Genomic DNA, 19202 nt, shown 5'->3' on the forward strand with positions numbered 1-19202 from the left:
TCAGCTGGCCGCGGTGTCGATCGATTCGCTGTAATGCCGGAAGGCGTCGCGGACGGTATGGATCATTTCCGCATCGTCCCAGGGCTTGGTCAGGAACTTGTAGATTTCGCCGCGATTGATCGCCTCGGTCAGACTGTCCAGCGCGGTGTAGCCGGAAAGCACCATGCGCACCGTCTTCGGGTGCATGGTCCGGGCGCGGGCGAGCAGTTCGGTGCCGCTCATGCCGGGCATCCGCTGATCGATGATGATGACCCCGACCTGGTGTTCGGCCAGCTGCCGCAGCGCCGCCTCGCAACTGCTGGCGGTCAGTATCCGGTAATTTTCCCGGCGCAGCAGCCGGGACAGCGAACTGAGGATGCCCGGCTCGTCATCGACCAGCAGCAGCGTGGACATCGCCTCGTTGTCGACCGGAATCTTCGCCGGCTCGTAGGACTTCAGGAAACGTGTCATCTCGTCCGCCGGCAGCGGCCGGCTGATCAGGTAGCCCTGCATGACGTCGCAGCGCAGCGAGCGCAGGTAGCGCGCCTGCCCGCTCTCCTCGACGCCCTCCGCGACGACCTCGAGACCGAGGCTGTGACCGAGGGCGATGACCGCCTTGACGATCGACGCGTTACCGAGGTTGGTGGTCATGTCGCGGACGAAGGAGATATCGACCTTCAGCTTGTCCACTTCCAGCCGCTGCAGGTAGCCGAGCGAGGAATAGCCGGTGCCGAAATCGTCGATCGACAGGCGGATGTCGAGCGCCTTGAGCTCGGCGAGCACCTTGAAGGACTGATCCCGGTCCGCCATCACGAAACTCTCGGTGATCTCGAGTTCGAGCTGTTGCGGGGGAATGCCGGTTTCCGCCAGAACCTCCCTGACCGATTCGACGAGCCGGCCGCGACTCAACTGGACGGCCGAAACATTGACCGCGACCTGCCGCGACGCCAGCCCGCTGTCCGTCCACTGCTTGATCTGCCGGCAGGTTTCGCGCAGCACGTAATCGCCCAGCGGCACCACCAGCCCGCTTTCTTCGGCGAGCGGGATGAATTCCGCTGGCGACACCAGGCCGCGCTCGGGATGCTGCCAGCGGACCAGGGCCTCGAGACCGACGATTTCGCCACTGATCAGGTCGACCTGCGGCTGGTAATGCACGCGCAACTCGCCGTTGGCCAGCGCCTGGCGCAGTTCCGCTTCGAGCTGCAACCGTTGCTTGGCGCGCAGCCCCATTTCCGGGGAGAAGAAACGCAAACCGCCCCGGCCCAGAACCTTGGCCTGATGCAGGGCGACATCGGCATTGCTCTGCAGGGTTTCGACAGTACCGCCATCGCCGGGAAAAACGGCGATGCCGATGCTGGCGCCGACATAGACGCTCTGCCCCTTGAGCACGAAGGGCGTGGCCAGGGCGTCGATCATCCGCTGGGCGTGGAGATCGATCGCCGGCGCTTCGCCGCTGCAGTCGAGGATGACGTTGAACTCGTCGCCGGCGGTGCGGGCGATGGCGTCGCTTTCCGGCAGCAGGCTTTGCAGGCGCTGACCGACCTCGATCAGCAACTGGTCGCCCAGGCTGTGGCCGAGGCTCTCGTTGATCATCGCGAAGTTGTCGAGATCGATGTTGAGCAGCGCGAACTGGCTCTGGCTGTTTTCCGCATGCAGGATCGCATGCTGCAGCATCTCGGCGAACAGGACGCGATTGGCGAAACCGGTCAGCGGGTCGCGGTAGGCCAGGGTGCGGTACTTCTCCTCGCTGACCTGGAGCAACGCCGTGCGCTGGGCCACCAGATCCTCGAGGAAGCGGCGCAGGCGCGCCAGTTCGAGGTGGTTGCGGATGCGCGCCCGCACCTCGTCGATGTCGAAGGGCTTGGTGATGTAGTCGGCGGCGCCGAGATCGAAGCCGCGGACCTTTTCCTCGGTGGCGTCGATCACCGTGACGAAGATCACCGGAATCCGGTTGCCCTGCGGCAAGGCCTTGATGCGCCGACAGGTTTCGTAGCCGTCGATTTCCGGCATCACGATGTCGAGCAGGATCAGGTCGGGCAGCACGTTGCCGTGCAGGACATCGAGCGCCTTGACGCCGCTGTTGGCGACCATGATCGTGTATTCATCCTTGAGCGCTTCGAGCAGTTCGTGGATGTTCTCCGGGACGTCATCGACGACGAGCAGGGTCGGCGGATGCGTCGGATCGGCGTGGGCGGCGATGTCGAACAGCACCGGGTGCTTGCGGTAGCGCCTCAACTCCAGCTGGTTGCGCACCCGCGCCTTGAGCAAATCGGCATTGACCGGCTTGGTGATGTAGTCGGCCACCCCCAGCGAAAAGCCGCGCGCCTCGTCGGCCGCCTCGGCGAGCGCGGTGACGAAGATCACCGGAATCTCGGTGGTGACGGGGTTGATCTTCAGCGCGGAAAGCACCGAGTAGCCATCCATGCCGGGCATCTTGATGTCGAGCAGGACAAGGTCGGGCTGCGGCTGCGCCTGCGCCAGTTCCAGCGCCTTTTCGCCGTTGGTGGCGGCGACGATCGCATAGTCGTCGCGCAAAATGGCGATCAGCGCGTGCAGGTTCTCGGGAACATCGTCGACGATCAGGATGCGCGGACGCAGGCCGGTCGTTTCACTGGCGGCGGGGGTCATGACGGCAAACTCTCGTCGAGGGCAATTTTCTTCAACTGGGCGACCGCACTGTCGATATCGAAGACATCGACGCGCGCGGCAACGGCATCGACCGCCGGCGCCAGCGGCGTCCCCGCCACCCCGGCGCGCAGTTCGTTGAGCAGCGGCTCGGCGGCGCCAAGATCGTACTCCAGCGCATTAGCCAGCCGATCGAGCAAGGCACGCAGGGCGTCGCGCGTCAGCGGCGCGGCGGCCGGCGAAAGCACCGGCGCGGCCAGCGCGGTCAGCGAATCGATGGCCTGCATCGCCTGCAGCAGCAGCGTCTCCACCTCGTCGAGCTGTTCCGGGGCGGGTGTCACGCCGCGCTTGAGCAGGTCGTCGATGGCGGTGAATTTCTCGTACAGCGCGTGCGCCCCGAGGTTGCCGGTAACGCCCTTGAGCGCGTGGCAATGGGCCTCGGCGGCGACCGTGCCGTCTTCGGCCAGACGTTGCCGAAGCAGGCTCACCGCATCCGCGTAGTTTTCGCGGAAACGCCGCAATTGCTTGCGATACGAGGCCACCTTGCCGCCGATCCGGCGCACCCCTTCGCGGGCGTCGAAAGCCGTCTGAGCCAGCAGGTCGTCCGGGATCTCGCCCTGCGACGACGCGGCTTCCAGCGGCGCCGGCACGGGGCGGGCGGAGCGGTCAACCCATTTGGCGAGGACCGCCATCAGCCGGTCGGGCGAGATCGGCTTGGTGACGTGATCGTTCATCCCCGCCGCCTGGCTCTGTTCGGCGTCCTGGGCCATGGCCAGCGCGGTCATGGCGATGATCGGCAGGCGAGAGTATTTCTCGTCCGGCAGCGCCCGGATCTGGCGCGCCGCGTCCAGCCCGTCCAGGACCGGCATCTGGATGTCCATCAGCACTGCGTCGTAATCCTGCTGCCGGACCTTGCTGACCGCGATTTCACCGTTTTCCGCCGTATCGACGACGATGCCTTCGCCGCGCAGCAATTCGCTGGCGAATTCGCGGTTGATTTCGTTGTCTTCAACCAGCAGCAGGTGGGCGCCGGCCAACTGGCCGCTGGTTGCGAGGTTCGGCGTCCCCGGCCGCCGCCCGTCCTCGGGCTGCCCGCCATCGCTACCGAAAATGCGGCCGCGGCCGAGCACGGTCAGGATCGTGTCGAGCAGGGTCAACGGCGACACCGGCTTGATCAGGAAGGCGTCGATGCCGGCCTGTTCCGAGCGCTTGAAGACATCCTCGCGGCCGTAGGCGGTGACCATCAGGATTTTCGGCTGGCGCGGCAGCGAGAGATCGCTGTGGATGCGCTGCGTCGCTTCGTCGCCATTCATGCCCGGCATGTGCCAGTCCATCAGCACCAGGTCGTAGGGCGCGCTGCTTGCCGAACGCAAGGCGGTCAAGGCGGCCGCGCCGCTGGCGGCGATACTGACGTCGAGCCGGAAGAAGCGCAGCATCTCGGCCATGATCTCGCGCGAGGCCTCGCTGTCGTCGACCACCAGCACGCGGATGCCCTGCAGCAACGGACCGGCCTGCTCGACCAGCGCCCGCTGGTGCGCCTGGGCGGCCTGGGCGATCGGCAGGCGAACGGTGAAGCAGATCGTCGTGCCGACGCCGGGCTGCGAATCCTCGACCCAGATCCGGCCATGCATCATCTCGACCAGGTTCTTGCTGATCGCCAGCCCCAGCCCGGTACCGCCGAAGCGACGGGTGGTGGTCTGGTCGGCCTGAGTGAATTTCTCGAACAGCCGGCGCTGGATTTCCGGCGTCATGCCGATGCCGGAATCGCGCACGCAGACCTGCAGGGTAACCTCGTCGTCGTTCGCGCTGACGCAACGAAACGCCAGTTCGACCTCGCCCTGCTCGGTGAACTTGACCGAATTGCCGCACAGGTTGAGCAGAATCTGGCCCAGGCGCAGCGGATCGCCGATCAGCCGCGACGGGATGCCGGGATCGTAGCGGATCAGGAACTCGACGCCCTTGTGCTCGGCCTGGAAGCCGATGGCATCGGCAAGCCGCTCGAGCACGGTATCGAGGCCGAATTCGATCGCCTCCATTTCGAGTTTGCCGGCTTCGATCTTCGAGAAATCGAGGATGTCGTTGATGATGCCGAGCAGCGAATGCGCCGCCCCCTGCGCCTTGCTCAGCTGGTTGCGCACGGTCGGCGGCAACTCGACGTTTTTCAGCGCCAGGTAGAGCATGCCGAGGACGGCGTTCATCGGCGTGCGGATTTCGTGGCTCATGTTGGCCAGGAATTCGCTCTTCACCCGCGTCAGACGCTCGGCTTCCTCCTTGGCGGCGACGTATTCGGCGGTGCGCTGGCTGACCTGCAGTTCCAGGTTGGCGCGCTCCGCCTCCAGTTCGCCGGTGCGCAGCGCCACCTGCCGGCGCAGCAGGAAACTCGCCGCCAGCAGGAGCAGCAGCGCACCGCCGCCGATCCCCAGCGACCACAGCAGCCAGCGCGGCGCCAGGACTTCCGGCGGCATCGCCATCGCCCGGTGCAGCGCGTCGAAATAGGGCGAGCCGGCGTCGCGCCGCCAATCCACCAGGTGCTTGTCGATGGCGTCGAGCAACTCGCTGTTCTGCCCCTTGGCGGTGGCGAAATACAGGGTCGACGGGAGAAAGACGATCGGCGTCTCGATCAGCCGATACTGCTGGCCATTGCGCGCGGCGAAGAAACTGTTGGTGACTACGGCATCGGCCTCTCCGTCGCTGACCAGGCGATAGCCTTCGTCGAGCGACTTGACCTTGACCAACTGGTGGAAAATCCCGCCGTTATCGAGCAACTGCGCGATGAAAGACGCCTGGATGCCGCCGTCGAGCACGGCGATACGCATCCCGGCAAGGTCGGGCAGCGCCTGGATGCTGCGCTTGGGGTGGGCATAGACCTGCGACCAACTGCTCGCCACCGAGAACTTGTGGAACGAAAAGATCTTGGCCCGCTCGACCGAAAAGGCAACGTCCGGCATCAGGTCGATCTCGCCCTGCTGCAAGGCTTCGAGGCACTTGACCCAGTCGCAGCGGACGTACTGCAATTGCCAGTGTTCGTCGCGGGCGATCGGTTCGATCAACTCGCCAAACAGCCCGGCTGCCTTGCCCTGCGGCGTGGCAAAGATTTTCGGCGGATTTTCGTACAGGCCGACGCGCACGACGCGCCCCGGCGCAGCGCCATCCGCCCCGCCGCAACCAAGCGTCGGCAGCAGCGCCAGCGCCACGAGCCATCCGAGAAAAGTTATCCGGGTTTGCATGGCATAAGTCTAACTCCATTATGAACCGCAAACTGATCGGTTTGCGGCCAAGGAAAGCCGCCTGCATGCGGGCCCCACCGGGCCAACGCCCAGGCTCGCGCACCGGGCGCTGCGCCCGGCCCGCCATCATCGATCAGATGCGGAAGGAGCCGACCGACGCGGTCAGTCGTTCGGCAAGCCGGTCCAGCCCCCGCGCCTCCTGCAGGTTGACGGCCAGGCTGGCCGTCGTCGCCTCCAGCGCCGCCGAGATGCTTTCCATGTTGCGGGCAATCTCGTTGCCGGCCACCGCCTGCTCCTTCACCGACAACTCGATCTCGTCGATTCCGCGGCTCGCCTCGCCGACGCGCCCGATCGCCGTTTCCAGCGCCCGCACCGTGTTGGCGAGCGATGCCTGGCCATTACCGAGCGTCTCGACCCCGCGTTCCACCGAACGGGACACCGACTGCGAGTTCTCGGACAACCGGCGGGTCAGGTTTTCGATGTCCTCGCCCGAACGCCGGGATTGCTCGGCCAGCTTGCGCACTTCGTCGGCCACCACGGCAAAACCGCGGCCCGACTCGCCGGCCCGCGCCGCCTCGATGGCCGCGTTCAAGGCCAGCAGGTTGGTCTGCTCGGCAATCGCCTTCACCTGCTGTGTCAGGGTCGAGATCGAACCGGTATTGCGCATGAAGGCCTCCGTGGTGACCCGGATCTCTGCGACCGCCTGCTGCGTTTCCTGAACATCGGCAGCCAGCAACTGCAGGTGATCCCAGCCGCTGCGGGAACAGGACAGGCTTTCCGCCGAGCAGCGCCGGACCTCGCCGGCTCGCTCGGCGACCACCGAAATGCTCACCGCCAGTTCCTCGATCGTGCTCGAAATCCGGGTCACCGCGTCGTTCTGCGCCGCCATCCCGGCGGCGCCCGATTCCGATTGCTGGCGCACCGTCGTCGCGCTCTCGGCGATCATCCCGGCATCGCGGCGCGCAGCGCTGACCAGCCCGGCCAGGCTGGCGTTCATTTCGGACAGGGCGCGCATCAACTGCGACGCTTCGTCACTGCCGACGACCTCCCGCTTCTCGCTCAGGTCGCCCGCGGCCACCCGCTGCGCCGAGGCAACCGCCGCCGCCAGCGGTAGCAGGATGCGCCGGCGCAGTCCCGTCGCCGTCAGGATCAGCGCCAGCGCACAGAGAAACGACAACAGCGCGGCGTTGATCTTGATGAACTGCGAAGCGCGAAAGGTCAGCGGCGCGAAATCGCGGGAATTCCGCATCATTGCATCCATGCCCGGACGCAAACGGACGGCCAGGTCGCGCGACAAGGGACCGCTCGCCGCCGCATCGGCGGCGAGGATGGCCAGCATGCCGTCCACGTCGGCGATGTCCCTGGCCGGCAACTCGATCAGCGGGGCGAAACCGAACAGGCCCAGCACCGCCTTCTCCACAGCGAAGGTTTCGTCTCCCGCCTGCACGGCCAGAGCGCGGGCATCGCGCAACATCCCGACGAGATTTTCGACGCGCATGGTCGCGGCATTCCCTGCCGCCTGCTCCACCGCCCCCAGCACCGCGTCGATCCGCAGGGCGAGTTCCATGTGGTTGCGCTCGAGATAATGAAAGGTGGCAGCCTTGCCGAGCAAGCGGATGCCATACACCTGGATCGCGATCACCACGACGATCGTCCAGATCGCCAGCGAAAACCGCTGCCGCAACGACCACTGGCCGAAGCGGGAAACTCCCCCGAAATTATCGAAAACCATCGAATCCCTCAGCAATACATCCGTGCCGGCGGCACCAATCACCGGTAATGGCCAGGCGAACGCGCGTCGCCTGCACCCCAGGACGGCGAAGCTATCGTTCCCGGCCACGGCCGGCCATTAGACTTTGGTTTAGCTGGGGTCGCGGCGACCGCTAATCGCCAATTTACGTTTTCGAAAAAACCCCTGACTCTGACCTCAGTTATAATTGCGCCCTTTGCCGAACCCGTTCGCGCATGGAGCACCGGTCAATGTCCCATTCCCTCTTCCCGCCCTTGCTCCGCCGCTTCTGCGGCGTGTGCGCGGGAATTGCCGCGTTCGTCATACCGCTTGCCGCAAGCGCCGACCTCGAAGTTCACCCGCGTCTGCAGACCTCGATTCCGTCGTCCTTCCCGCCCCTGGGCGAAGGCCTCAACATCATGGAACTCGGTCCGCAGCACGAACTGCCGCTGACCATCGACCTCACCCTGCGCTCTTCCGACCTCTGGGAACGGGTGCGCAACGGGTTTGCGATGACCGACCTCAACGACGACCTGGTCCTCCATTACCAGCAGTGGTACATGGCGCGCCCCGGCATGCTGCGGCAGATGATCGAGCGCAGCCGTCCCTACCTGCACCACATCATCGAGGCGCTGGAAGAGCGCGGCATGCCGACCGAACTGGCGCTGCTGCCGATGGTCGAGAGTTCGTTCAACCCGATGGCCCATTCGCCGGCCGCCGCTTCCGGGCTGTGGCAGTTCATCCCGGCCACCGGCCGCCGCTTCAACCTGGAACAGAACTGGTGGCAGGACGAGCGGCGCGACGTCTTCGCCTCGACCAATGCCGCCCTCGATTACCTGCAGACCATCTACGAGATGCACGGCGACTGGCACCTGGCGCTGGCCTCGTACAACTGGGGTGAAGGCGCGGTCAAGCGGGCAGTCGAGCGCAACGCCGCGAGCGGCCTGCCGACCGACTACCCGAACCTGCGCATGCCCAAGGAAACCCGGCACTACGTGCCGAAGCTGCAGGCGCTGAAGAACATCATCGGCAACCCGGAAACCTTCGCCCGCCTCAACCTGCCGCTGATTCCCAACGAGCCCTACCTGGCCACCGCCGCCGCGCCGCGGCCGATGGACGTGAAGACGGCAGCCCGCCTGGCCAACATGAGCGTCGAGGAATTCCGCCACCTCAATCCCTCGCACAACCGGCCGATCATCAAGGCGCACACGCCGCTGATCCTGCCAGCCGACCGCATCGCCCTGTTCAACGCCAACCTCGCCAGCCACCAGGCGCCGCTGACGCAGTGGCAGGCCTACGCGGTGAAATCGCCGCAACGGGTCAACGACATCGCCAGCCAGCTCGGCGTCAGCAGCCGCGAGCTGATCCAGGCCAACGGCCTGCCCGGCAATGTCCGCCTGGCCGCCGGCTCGAAGCTGCTGGTTCCCGGCAATGGCAGCCAGGAAGGCCTGCAGCGCATGCTCGGCATGGAATCGTCGCCGGCCATCATCGCCCCCGAACCCCGGGCCAAGGGCAAGAAGGGGAAGAAGGGCAAGGGCGCCAGCGCCCGCGACAAGAAATCCTCGGCCGGCAAGAGCTCAGCCGGCGGCGCCAAGGCAAGCAAGGCGCGCAGCAGCAAGACCAGCCAGAAACCGGCGCCGCGCGGCGGCAAGAAGAAGAAACGCTAGGGGCGCTCCGGCAAGTAGCGGAGGGCGCTCAACCGGCCAGTACGCAGGCGACCGTGTGCGTCGCCGAAACGGCGATGGTTTCCGGGTAGCGCAGACGGCAGACTTCAGTCGCCCGCGAACAGCGCGGATGGAAATGGCAGCCGACCGGCGGTTTGGCCGGCGACGGCGTCTCGCCGGCCAGCGCGATGCGCTGCCCGACAGCGTCGAGACGCGGCACCGGCACTGCCGACAGCAACGCCTGCGTGTAGGGATGGCGCGGCTTGCCGAGCACCTCTTCCGCCCTGCCCTGTTCGACGATGCGACCGAGGTACATCACCGCGATGTCGTGCGCCAGGTATTCGACGACGGCGAAGTTGTGGGTGATGAACAGGTAGGCGACGCCCAGCTCCGCCTGCAGCGTCTTCAGCAGGTTGAGGATCTGCGCCTGCACCGAGACGTCGAGCGCCGAGGTCGGTTCGTCGCAGACCAGCAGTTGCGGCTGCACCGCCAGCGCACGGGCAATCGCGATGCGCTGGCGCTGGCCGCCGGAAAACTCGTGCGGGAAACGCTGCGCCGCGTCGGCCGGCAGGCCGACCTGCTGCAACAGCGCCGCCACCAGCGCCGCCGGGTCGCCGGCGACGCCGAGCGCGGCAATTCCCTCGGCGATGATCTCGCCGATGCGCAGGCGCGGGTTGAGCGAGGCGAACGGGTCCTGGAAGATCATCTGCGCCTGCTGGCGGGCGGCGCGCAGCGCGCGGCGGTCGGCGCCGACCAGTTGGCGGCCGGCCAGGGTGACGCTACCGGCGGTCGGCGCGATCAGTTGCAGCAGCGCCTTGCCCACCGTCGTCTTGCCGCAGCCGGATTCGCCGACCAGCGCCAGCGTGCGGCCCGGCGCGATGGCCAGCGAAACGCCGTCGACGGCGCGAACGTGGCCGACGACGCGCTGCAGGATGCCCTTGCGGATCGGGAAATGTACTTTCAGGTCGGCCACTTCGAGCAGGGGCGCGGCGACCGCTGATTCGGCGGCGACCAGCGCCGCCGGCGCCATGCCGGGCAACGCGCTGCCCTGCCAGTGGCAGCGCACGGCGTGCCCGGGCGCCGCTTCGCGCCAGTCCGGCGACCGCTCGCGGCAGACCGGCATGACTTGCGGACAACGCCCGGCGAAACGGCAGCCGGCCGGCATCGCCGCCAGCGCCGGCACCTGGCCGGGGATCGTGGTCAGTGCCGTGCCGCGCCGCGAGACCTCGGGCAACGCGGCGAACAGCGCCTGGGTGTAGGGATGGCGCGGCGTCGTGAAGAAATCCTCGCGGCTCGCCACCTCGACCAGCTCGCCGGCGTACATGACGCCGATGCGCTGCGCCATGCGGGCGACCACGCCGAGATCGTGGGTGATCAGCAGCATGCCCATGCCGCGCGCCGCCTGCAGGCCGGCCAGCAGGTCGAGGATCTGCGCCTGCACGGTGACGTCGAGCGCCGTCGTCGGCTCGTCGGCGATCAGCAGTTGCGGCTCGCCGGCCAGCGCGATGGCGATCATCACCCGCTGCTTCATGCCGCCCGAAAGCTGGAAGGGATATTCGTCGAGGCGCCGCTCCGGATCGGCGATGCCGACCTGGCGCAGCAGTTCCAGCATGCGCTGGCGCGCCGCCGCGCCGGCCAGGCCGCGGTGGCGTTCGAGCACCTCGCCGATCTGGCAGCCGACGGTGAGCACCGGGTTGAGGCTGGTCGCCGGCTCCTGGAAGATCATCGCCATGCGCCCGCCGCGATAGGCCCGCATCTCGGCTTCCGGCAAGGCCAGCAGCTCGCTCCCGGCGAAGCGCACCGAGCCGCCGGCGATCCGCCCCGCCGTCGGCAGCAGGCGCAGGATGCCCTGCGCGGTGGCCGACTTGCCGCAGCCCGATTCGCCGAGCAGGGCGAAGGTTTCGCCGCGGGCGATGGCGAAGGAAATGCCGTCGACCGCGTAGAGCAGCCTTTCTCCGGCCAGGAAGCCGAGGCGCAGATCGGTCACGGTGAGCAAGGGGGTATCGGCCATGGCGGGAATCGGTGACGGTGAACTCAAACGCAGCGCGCCGGATCGCGCCGGATCAGGATGCCGGTACCGAGCGCGGTGAGCGCCGCCTCGCGACAGGCCAGTTGGCGGAAATGGCGGCGGAAGCGGTCGGCGTCGCGCAGGACGAGGTTGGGCGGCTGGTCGTCGTTGCCGCTGAAGAAGGCCAGCCCGGCCTCGTGCAGCAGTTCGGCCATGCGGTCCGGATCGGCATCGCTGGCCTCGAACTCGGCTTCCGGCATGGCGAACACCCAGGCCGCGGCATGCACCGTGACGCCCGGCGCCAGTTCGCTGGCGAGCAGCGCCTGGACAGCTTCCGGCCCCTGGCGCTTGTAATCGGCGAGATGGATCAGTTCGGACATCGGCTCGGACTCGGCGTTGACTCAAGGATCATGCGGCACGCGGATCGAAAGCGTCGCGCACCGCGTCGGCGAACAGGTTGGCGGCCAGCACCAGGATGAACATGGCGACGAAGGCGGCGATCAGCGACCACCAGACGACCGGCTCGCGGCCGAGTTCCATGCGCGCGTTGTTGATCATCGTGCCGAAGCTGGTCATCGTCGGATCGACGCCGATGCCGACGTAGGAAAGCACCGCCTCGGCCAGCACGAGGCCGGAGAAATCCATGACCAGCGCGATGATGACGATGTGCATGAGGTTGGGCAGGATATGGCGCAGGATGATGCGCCCGCTGGAAACGCCGAAAGCCTGCGCCGCCTGGATGTATTCGAGCTCCCTGAGTTTCAGCGTCTCGCCGCGCAGCAGCCGGCACAGCCCGGTCCACGAGGTGATGCCGAGGATGAAGCAGAGCGCCAAGAGGCGCAGGTCGGCGCGCTCGGCGGCGGTGGCAAACCATTGCGGATGGGTGTCGATGATCACCTGCATCATCAGCACGGCGGCGGCGATCAGCAGCACGCCGGGAATCGAATTGAGCACGGTGTACACATACTGGATCAGGTCGTCGACCCAGCCCCGGAAATAGCCGGCGACGATGCCGAGCAGCACGGCCACCGGCAGCATCACCAGCGTCGTCACCAGGCCGATGATCAGCGCCGTGCGCACGCTCTTGAGAATCTGGTAGAGCACGTCCTGGCCGACCTTGTCGGTACCGAAGACATGGTAGTGGCCGGCCAGCGCGAACAGCGGTCCGAGCGTCAGGCAGAGGACGAGCAAGGTCAGCAGCACGGCATCCCAGGCGAAGACGGTTTCGCGGCGGCGGATCTTCTGCCAGCCGCCGACCGCCGCCGCGCTGGCGCCGGCCACGGCCAGCCAGACCAGAACGCCGAGCGCCGCGCCAAGCGAGGCGCGGAAGGCGATGTCGGCCATCGCCTCGTCCTCGCGCTCGCCGAGGTGGGCGCCGCCGAACTTGAGACGCGGGAATTCGCGCAGCGTGCCGAGCCCCGGCCGCTCCACCGTCTCCTTGGCATAGAGCCGGGTCGCCAGCGGCGCCGAATAGGTCTTCTCGTTTTCCGTGCGCAGCGGACCGGCCAGCGCGTCGAGCGCCGACAGCACCTCGATCGAATACTGCGCCTTGTCGCCCGGCGCACCGGCCAGCGCCGGCCGGTAATGCAGCGAATCGAGCAAACCGATGACCAGGAAGAGCAGCAGCACGGTGGCCGAGGCCATGCCGGCGCGGCTGCGCCCGACCCGCCGCCAGGCGGCGAGCAGCAGCGGCGTGCGGGCGATCAGCACGCTGATCGCGACGCCGGAGACCAGCAACAGCCAGACCAGCAGGTCGGACCAGAGGACGACGATCTGCAGGCCCATCATGAGAAGCGAATCCGCGGATCGACCAGGGTGTAGGAAATGTCGGTCAGGATCAGGCCGACGATGTAGAGCACCGAGCCGATGAAGACCATCGAGCGCACGACGGCGAAATCCTGCGCCTGGATGGCGTCGATCGTGTAGCTACCGAGACCGGGAATGCCGAAGAAGGATTCGGTGAGCAGCGAGCCCATGAACAGCGTCGGGATGACGACGACGACGCCGGTCAGGATCGGGATCAGCGCGTTCCTCAGGATATGGCGGAAGAAGACGACGGTCTCGTTCAATCCCTTGGCGCGCGCGGTGCGCACGTAGTCCTTCGAGACTTCCTCGAGGAAGATCGTCCGGTACCAGCGGGCCGAGGCGCCGATCCCGGCGACGACGCCGATCGCCACCGGCAGGACCAGGAAGCGCCAGGCGTCGAGCCCGTCGCCGTAGCCGGAAATCGGCACCAGGCGAAAGACCTTGGCGAACAGGTACTGGCCGCCGATGATGTAGAACAGCCCGGAAATCGACATCGCCGCGACGCACAGCACGACGCCCCAGACGTCGAAGGCGGTGGCGCGGAAGAAGGCCAGGGTGAGCGCCAGGCTGATCGTCACGAACAGGCCGAGGACGAAGGTGGGCAGCGCGATGGCCAGCGACGGCCCCATCCGCGTGCCGATCTCGCGGGCGATGTCGCGGCCGTCCTCGGCGCGGCCGAAATCGCCGACGAAGAGACGGGCCGACTTCTCGAAAAAGATGGTGTCGGTCAGCGTCGCCAGCCCGGGCGCCGCGCCGTTGATGAACAGCGGCTTGTCGTAGCCGCGCTCGGCCTTCCACTGGGCGATCGCTTCCGGCGTCACACGCTTGATGCCGAGCTGCATGCGGGCCATGTCGTCGGGCGTGTTGACGACGAAGAAGAGCGCGAAGGTGATCAGGTTCACCCCGATCAGGATCGGGATCGCGTAGAGCAGGCGGCGGAGGAGGAAGGCGAGCATGGCAACGGATTATCGCAGAAGTCGCCGCCGCTGCTCAGCGGCGGGTGCGCAGATCGGCGAGGAAGCGGCCGTAGATCGTGGCGAGGGCCCGCTCGCTGGCTTCGACGTGGGCACGCAGGCCGTCGCCGCTGGCCGTTTCCTCGGCCGCATAGCGCCGGTCGAAGATCGCCTCCCGACCCTGGACGACGCGCAGTTCGAGTTCGACCACGGCCTGCCGGCCGACGCGGTCGAAGCGCAGCACCCGGCCCTCGATCCGCCGTTCGGCGAAATCCGCCTGGCGGGCGCCCAGCGTCTGCGCCAGGTGGTCGCGCACCAGTTGCGCCGGCGGGTAGAGCCACAGGTGGTAGTGGTACTGACGAGAGGTATGCGGATCGCCCGGGTCGCCGTAGACCAGCGGCCGCTCGGCGTAGATGCTGTCGGCAGTGAAACGACCGACCGCCAGGCCGGCGGCACCGGCGTCGGCGAGCGGCGCCGCCTGCAGGCGGTAGAACTGCTCCTGCGGCGCCGGCGCGACATTGCCGCCGCAGGCGGCGAGGCCGGCGAGGAGGACGAGGATGGCCAGCAGACGGATCACGGTTTTTCTCCCTGGGCGGTGGCGGCATCGACCGGCGGCCGGCCCTGGATCAGCGCTGCCGGGTTGTTGCGGATGGTGCGGCTGAATTCGTTGAGGTTGCGGCCGGCAGCTTCCAGCTGGTGGAGCAGCGCGTCGGCGTGGCGCAGCGACTGCTGCAGGTCCTGGCCGCTGCCGGCGACGATCAGCCGGGAGTCCTTGAGCAGGCCTTCGAGTTCGCGGCTGGCGCCGAGGATTTCCTGCGACAGCTGGGCGATGCGCAGCGAGGCGTCGTGGCCGTTCTTCAGCATGCCTTCCATGTGCTGACGGTTCTGCGCCGAGAACATGTCGTCGACACGGCCGGCCGTGGCGTTCAGGCGGGTCATCGCCGAGCGCAGTTCGCGCAGCGTCGCCGGCAGGTTTTCCTCGATACTGCCGCCGACGCGGTTGACGCGACCGGCAATCTGCTCGACCAGCGGCCGGATGCCGTCGTTGGCCAGGGCGCGCAGGTCGCCGGCCAGCCCGGCGACCGACTCGCTGAGGCTGCCGCCGGCTTCGCCCGGCAGTTCGGCGCCGGCCGCCAGCATCTCCTGGCTGGCACCGCTGCGGATATCGACCAGCGGCGCCGCCAGCATGCCCGGCGCTGTGATGCGCGCCCGGCTGTCGGCCGGGATGGCGACCGCTTCGCGTAACTGCAGCGTCACCCGGTAGGCGTTGCGGCCATCGCGCCGCACCGGCTCGATGCTCGCCACGTTGCCGATGGCGTAGCCGTCGAGGGTCACCGGCGAGCCGGCCTTGATCCCGGCGACGTTGTGAAAATGGGTGACGAAGGGCGCCCCGCTCGCCGCCTGGCCGGTGATCCGGTACAGCGCGTAGAGCAGGACGATGCCCATGAGCAGCACGAAGCTGCCGACCAGCAGGTAATTGACGTTGTCGCGTTTCATGCTCGGAAAATCTCCCGGGTCAGTCGTTCCAGGTAGGCGTCGGCGTCCACCGCGTCGCTGCGCGGCGTGCGGTCGAGCAGCGCGCGGATGCGCGGGTGGTCGGAAGCGCGCACCGCCGCCGCGCTGTCCGACATCAGGATGCGTCCCTGGTCGAGGACGGTGATGCGGTCGGCGATCTTGAAGGCGCTTTCCAGTTCGTGGGTGACGACGACGATGGTCATGTTCATCGCGTCGCGCAGGGTCAGGATCAGTTCGTCGAGTTCCGCCGAAACCACCGGGTCGAGGCCGGCCGACGGCTCGTCGAAGAAGAGCAGGCGCGGGTCCATGACGATCGCCCTAGCCAGTGCCGCGCGCTTGATCATGCCGCCGGACAGCTCGGCCGGCATCAGGTCCTCGAAGCCGGCGAGGTTGACCACCTCGAGCTTCATCCGGCTCATGATGCGGATCGTGTTGTCGTCGAGCCGGGTGTGTTCGCGCAGCGGCAGTTCGACGTTCTCGCCGACCGTCATCGAGTTGAACAGCGCCCCGCCCTGGAAGGCAACGCCCATGTTCTTGCGCAGGTCGTACATCTGGTCGGCGCTCAGTTGGGTGATGTCGTGGCCGAGCAGGCGGATGCTGCCCGAGGTCGGCCGGTGCAGGCCGAGCAGGTGGCGCAGCAGCGTGCTCTTGCCGGAACCGCTGCCGCCCATGATGACCATGATCTCGCCCTGGCGGACGCTGAAATTGATGTCGTCGAGAATCTTGCGCGCGCCGTAGTGGGTGACCAGGTGCTCGACCTCGATCGCGTATTCGAAGGCGGAATCGTCGGCGCTCATCGTTCAGCGACTGGTGAAGAAGGTGAACACCATGTCCACCAGGATGATGGCGATGCAGCACAGCACCACCGAACGCGTCGTCGCCCGGCCGACGCCCTCGGCGCCCGCCGTGACCGAGAAACCGTTGCTGGCGCCGATCAGGGTGACGACGACGGCGAACAAGAGGCTCTTGGTCAGGCCATCGAGCACGTCGGCGACGCGCAGGATGGTGAAGGTCCGCTCGAAGAAGATGCCGACCGGCAGGTTGAGGTCGCCGGCGCAGTAGAGCGCGGCGCCGAGCAGCGCCAGCAGGTCGGCGAGCACGGTCAGCGCCGGCAGCGTCAGCAGCATGGCGGCGAGGATCGGCGCCACCAGGTAGCGCACCGGGTTGATGCCGATCACGCGCAGGGCGTCGATCTCCTGCGAAATCTGCATGGTGCCGATGCGCGCGGCGATCGCCGAGCCGGAGCGGCCGGCGACGAAGATGCCGGTGATCAGCGGCCCGAACTCGCGCGCCACCGAGAGGGCGACGCCGATCACCACCTGTTCCTCGGCGCCGAAGGTGCGCAGCGTGTAGACGCCCTGGATCGCCAGCATCATGCCGGTGGCGAAGGCCGCCAGGCCGACCACCGGAATCGCCGCCACGCCGACCCCGACCGCCTCGCGGAAAACCGCCGGCAGGCGCACCGGCTGCCGCCGCCAGTGGCCGAGCAACAGCCAGTAGCAGGCCTCGACAAGGAGCGCCGCGATATAGCCGAATTCGGCCAGCGCCGCCGCCGTCCGGCGGCCGAGCGCCTCGACGCGCTGGCTCAGGAACTCAGCGGCCACCGGCCAGCGCCTCGTCCACCGTGGCGTAGAGCGTGAATACCTTGTCCAGCCGGGCCAGACGCAACACCGCAAGGACCGGCGGCGCCACCGCCAGCAGCGCGAAACGGCTGCCCTGGCGGCGCGCCGTCTGGAACGCCTCGACCAGGCAGGCGACGCCGGAACTGTCCATGTAGCGGACTTCGGCCAGATCGACGAGAAGCCCGTTCTTATCCTGCAAGGCGTCGAGCAGCGCCTTGCGCACCTGCGGCGCGGCGTGCATATCCACGTCGCCGGAAATGCCCAGCCAGTCGTATTCCCCCGCCTTGCGCGTCGTGATTTCCACCCTGTCCCTCATGCCTTGAGTCGTTTGCTGATCTGCAACAGATTATCGTAGCCCGGCGGCGGCGGCAGGTAGGCGATGCCGTCGCTCAACTGGCGCATGAAATGCACCCCCAGCCCCCCCGGGCGCAGGTCGTCCAGCGCCCGCGGACAGAGGTCGTCCAGCCTGGCCGGACGGCCGTGGTCGAGCAGGTGCACCTGGAGCATGCCGGCATCGCGCCACAGGCGCAAGCGGAAAACCTGGCCTTCGGCGTAGGCGTAACCGTGCTGGATGATGTTCATGCAGGCCTCGTTGACCGCCAGCACCAGCTCGCCGACCGCTTCGGCGGCGAGGCCGACACCGTTCAGCGCCACCTCCAGCGTCGCCCGGACCTCGGCGAGGACGCCGGATTCGGCCGGGAATTCGCGGTCGAGCAAGGGCGGCGGGGCAATCGCCAGCAGCGTCAGGTCGTCGCGCAGACGGCGCCCGCCGGCCTGCAGGGTGTCGGCCACCGCCGCCAGCTGGGCGGCGGCTTCGGCGCCGGCGTGGGCGTCGAAGATCGCCTGCAGGCCGGCGAGGCCGAGCATGCTGCCGTCCTCGCGTAGGCCCTCGGTGACGCCGTCGGTAAACACGAACAGGCGGCCGCCATCGAGTTGCAGCGTCACCGCCTCGTAGCTCATGCCGGGCAGCACGCCGAGCGGCGGCCCGGCGGCGGCGAACTCGGCGTAACTGCCGTCGCGCCGTCGCAACAGCGGCGGCTGGTGGCCGGCATTGACCAGGCGCACCGCGCCGCTCGCCGGCTCGTAGGTGCCCAGCACCATGGTGACGAACATGCCGAACAACGCGGTTTCGGCGATCTCGTCGTTGAGGTCGGCGAGCAGGCGGCCGATGTCCGGCTCGCGCTTGCCCAGGCAGCGGAACAGGCTGATCGTCTTGGCCATCAGTAGCGCCGCGTTCATGCCCTTGCCCGAAACGTCGCCCAGGCCCCAGACGATGCGGCCGTCGGGCAGCGGAAAGAAGTCGTAGAAATCGCCGGAAACCTCGAGCGCCGGCAGGTTGATCGCGCACACCGGAAAACCGGGCGGCGACTGCGGCAACAGGCCGCGCTGGATTTCCCGGGCGAGGTCGAGGTCGCGCCGCATCCGCTCCTGCTCGAGCAGCGCCTCGGCCATCCGCGCATTGTGGATGGCGAGCGAGACGACGCCGGCCAGCGCCTGCAGCAGCTGGCAGTCGCCGGCATCGAAGTTGGCGTCGGCGGCACGCTTGTTGATCACTTCCAGCGCCCCCAGCATGCGGCCCTTGACCTGTAGCGGCGCGCACAGGATGGAACGGGTGCGGAAACCGGTCAGGGCGTCGATCGCCCCGGAAAAATCGCCGTCGGTGGCAACGTCGCGCACCAGCTGCGGCTGGCCGCTGCTCACCGCGCGACCGACGATACCCTGGCCGTTGGCGACGGTCAGGCCACCGATATCGACGGCACCGGCGCAGGCCAGGCAGGTCAGCGTCGCCTCGCCGGGGTCGAGCAGGAAGATCGACGCCGCCTCGACCTCGAGGTAGCTCATGATCTGGGCGATGGCGTTGTCGAGCGTCTCGGGCATCGACAGCGAGGCGGCGAAATCCTGGCTGAGGCTGGCCAGCCACTGGATGTTGCCGGCGGCGTCGGGCGTCAGGGAATGGTTGCTGGAAGTCACGGCGGCGCTCGTAGGACATCGGGATGACCGCGCAGGCGGTCATCGCCAATGTAATCCTAAGCCCTGCCCGGCTCAAGCCGGCTTGCCGCGGTGGGCGAAAAAA

General features: G+C 67.6%; 14 protein-coding genes. 1 reads left to right on the top strand and 13 read right to left on the bottom strand.

All coding sequences use genetic code 11. The features are described 5' to 3' along the window. The 3 genes from AC0KWY_RS05900 to AC0KWY_RS05910 form a co-directional block, all read right to left on the bottom strand. Positions 1 to 2607, bottom strand: coding sequence for an EAL domain-containing protein (locus tag AC0KWY_RS05900; RefSeq protein WP_474028714.1), 2607 nt, complete (start codon positions 2605 to 2607; stop codon positions 1 to 3). Beyond that, positions 2604 to 5798: a response regulator gene (locus AC0KWY_RS05905; protein WP_474028715.1), complete on the bottom strand. Its 3195-nt coding sequence runs from the start codon at positions 5796 to 5798 to the stop codon at positions 2604 to 2606. Before AC0KWY_RS05905 ends, AC0KWY_RS05900 begins: the two co-directional genes overlap by 4 nt. Before the next feature lie 166 nt (positions 5799 to 5964). Then, on the bottom strand, positions 5965 to 7563 hold the full coding sequence (locus AC0KWY_RS05910; RefSeq protein ID WP_474028716.1) for a methyl-accepting chemotaxis protein: 1599 nt from the start codon (positions 7561 to 7563) through the stop codon (positions 5965 to 5967). 248 nt (positions 7564 to 7811) lie between these two features. Here AC0KWY_RS05910 and AC0KWY_RS05915 point away from each other — a divergent pair, with 248 nt between their 5' ends. Further along, entirely contained in the window at positions 7812 to 9227 is a 1416-nt protein-coding gene (locus tag AC0KWY_RS05915; RefSeq protein WP_474028717.1) for a transglycosylase SLT domain-containing protein, read from the top strand. Between the two features lie 28 nt (positions 9228 to 9255). Here the strand turns inward: AC0KWY_RS05915 and AC0KWY_RS05920 are convergent, their stop codons facing one another. The 10 genes from AC0KWY_RS05920 to AC0KWY_RS05965 are packed head-to-tail and all read right to left on the bottom strand — an operon-like array spanning position 9256 to position 19099. Next, positions 9256 to 11235 (bottom strand): ABC transporter ATP-binding protein, encoded by a 1980-nt coding sequence (locus AC0KWY_RS05920; protein WP_474028718.1) that lies wholly within the window; start codon positions 11233 to 11235, stop codon positions 9256 to 9258. A gap of 23 nt (positions 11236 to 11258) precedes the next feature. Continuing rightward, a complete protein-coding gene (locus AC0KWY_RS05925) occupies positions 11259 to 11612 on the bottom strand; it encodes a hypothetical protein (RefSeq protein WP_474028719.1) in 354 nt (117 codons plus the stop codon). 28 nt (positions 11613 to 11640) lie between these two features. Continuing rightward, on the bottom strand, positions 11641 to 13017 hold the full coding sequence (locus AC0KWY_RS05930) for an ABC transporter permease (RefSeq protein WP_474029701.1): 1377 nt from the start codon (positions 13015 to 13017) through the stop codon (positions 11641 to 11643). After that, complete coding sequence (locus AC0KWY_RS05935) at positions 13017 to 13994, bottom strand: ABC transporter permease (protein ID WP_474028720.1); 978 nt, start codon at positions 13992 to 13994, stop codon at positions 13017 to 13019. Before AC0KWY_RS05935 ends, AC0KWY_RS05930 begins: the two co-directional genes overlap by 1 nt. A 34-nt stretch (positions 13995 to 14028) precedes the next feature. Further along, positions 14029 to 14568: an ABC-type transport auxiliary lipoprotein family protein gene (locus AC0KWY_RS05940; RefSeq protein ID WP_474028721.1), complete on the bottom strand. Its 540-nt coding sequence runs from the start codon at positions 14566 to 14568 to the stop codon at positions 14029 to 14031. Then, complete coding sequence (locus AC0KWY_RS05945; RefSeq protein ID WP_474028722.1) at positions 14565 to 15488, bottom strand: MlaD family protein; 924 nt, start codon at positions 15486 to 15488, stop codon at positions 14565 to 14567. Before AC0KWY_RS05945 ends, AC0KWY_RS05940 begins: the two co-directional genes overlap by 4 nt. Then, complete coding sequence (locus AC0KWY_RS05950; RefSeq protein ID WP_474028723.1) at positions 15485 to 16303, bottom strand: ABC transporter ATP-binding protein; 819 nt, start codon at positions 16301 to 16303, stop codon at positions 15485 to 15487. Before AC0KWY_RS05950 ends, AC0KWY_RS05945 begins: the two co-directional genes overlap by 4 nt. 3 nt (positions 16304 to 16306) lie before the next feature. Further along, entirely contained in the window at positions 16307 to 17110 is an 804-nt protein-coding gene (locus AC0KWY_RS05955; protein WP_416692224.1) for an MlaE family ABC transporter permease, read from the bottom strand. Continuing rightward, a complete protein-coding gene (locus AC0KWY_RS05960) occupies positions 17100 to 17444 on the bottom strand; it encodes an STAS domain-containing protein (RefSeq protein WP_474028724.1) in 345 nt (114 codons plus the stop codon). The genes AC0KWY_RS05955 and AC0KWY_RS05960 overlap by 11 nt, the downstream gene beginning before the upstream one ends. After that, positions 17441 to 19099, bottom strand: a complete 1659-nt coding sequence (locus tag AC0KWY_RS05965; protein WP_474028725.1) for an ATP-binding SpoIIE family protein phosphatase — start codon at positions 19097 to 19099, stop codon at positions 17441 to 17443. Before AC0KWY_RS05965 ends, AC0KWY_RS05960 begins: the two co-directional genes overlap by 4 nt. Positions 19100 to 19202 lie beyond the last annotated feature (103 nt).

The sequence above is a fragment of the Azonexus sp. MM2026_4 genome (assembly GCF_055901855.1).

What these genes read in the sequence shown, in the direction of transcription:
- AC0KWY_RS05900 (WP_474028714.1), bottom strand. Translation starts at nt 2,607, where the DNA reads ATGACCCCCGCCGCCAGTGAAACGACCGGCCTGCGTCCGCGCATCCTG.
- AC0KWY_RS05910 (WP_474028716.1), bottom strand. Translation starts at nt 7,563, where the DNA reads ATGGTTTTCGATAATTTCGGGGGAGTTTCCCGCTTCGGCCAGTGGTCG.
- AC0KWY_RS05915 (WP_474028717.1), top strand. Translation starts at nt 7,812, where the DNA reads ATGTCCCATTCCCTCTTCCCGCCCTTGCTCCGCCGCTTCTGCGGCGTG.
- AC0KWY_RS05920 (WP_474028718.1), bottom strand. Translation starts at nt 11,235, where the DNA reads ATGGCCGATACCCCCTTGCTCACCGTGACCGATCTGCGCCTCGGCTTC.
- AC0KWY_RS05925 (WP_474028719.1), bottom strand. Translation starts at nt 11,612, where the DNA reads ATGTCCGAACTGATCCATCTCGCCGATTACAAGCGCCAGGGGCCGGAA.
- AC0KWY_RS05930 (WP_474029701.1), bottom strand. Translation starts at nt 13,017, where the DNA reads ATGGGCCTGCAGATCGTCGTCCTCTGGTCCGACCTGCTGGTCTGGCTG.
- AC0KWY_RS05935 (WP_474028720.1), bottom strand. Translation starts at nt 13,994, where the DNA reads ATGCTCGCCTTCCTCCTCCGCCGCCTGCTCTACGCGATCCCGATCCTG.
- AC0KWY_RS05945 (WP_474028722.1), bottom strand. Translation starts at nt 15,488, where the DNA reads ATGAAACGCGACAACGTCAATTACCTGCTGGTCGGCAGCTTCGTGCTG.
- AC0KWY_RS05950 (WP_474028723.1), bottom strand. Translation starts at nt 16,303, where the DNA reads ATGAGCGCCGACGATTCCGCCTTCGAATACGCGATCGAGGTCGAGCAC.
- AC0KWY_RS05960 (WP_474028724.1), bottom strand. Translation starts at nt 17,444, where the DNA reads ATGAGGGACAGGGTGGAAATCACGACGCGCAAGGCGGGGGAATACGAC.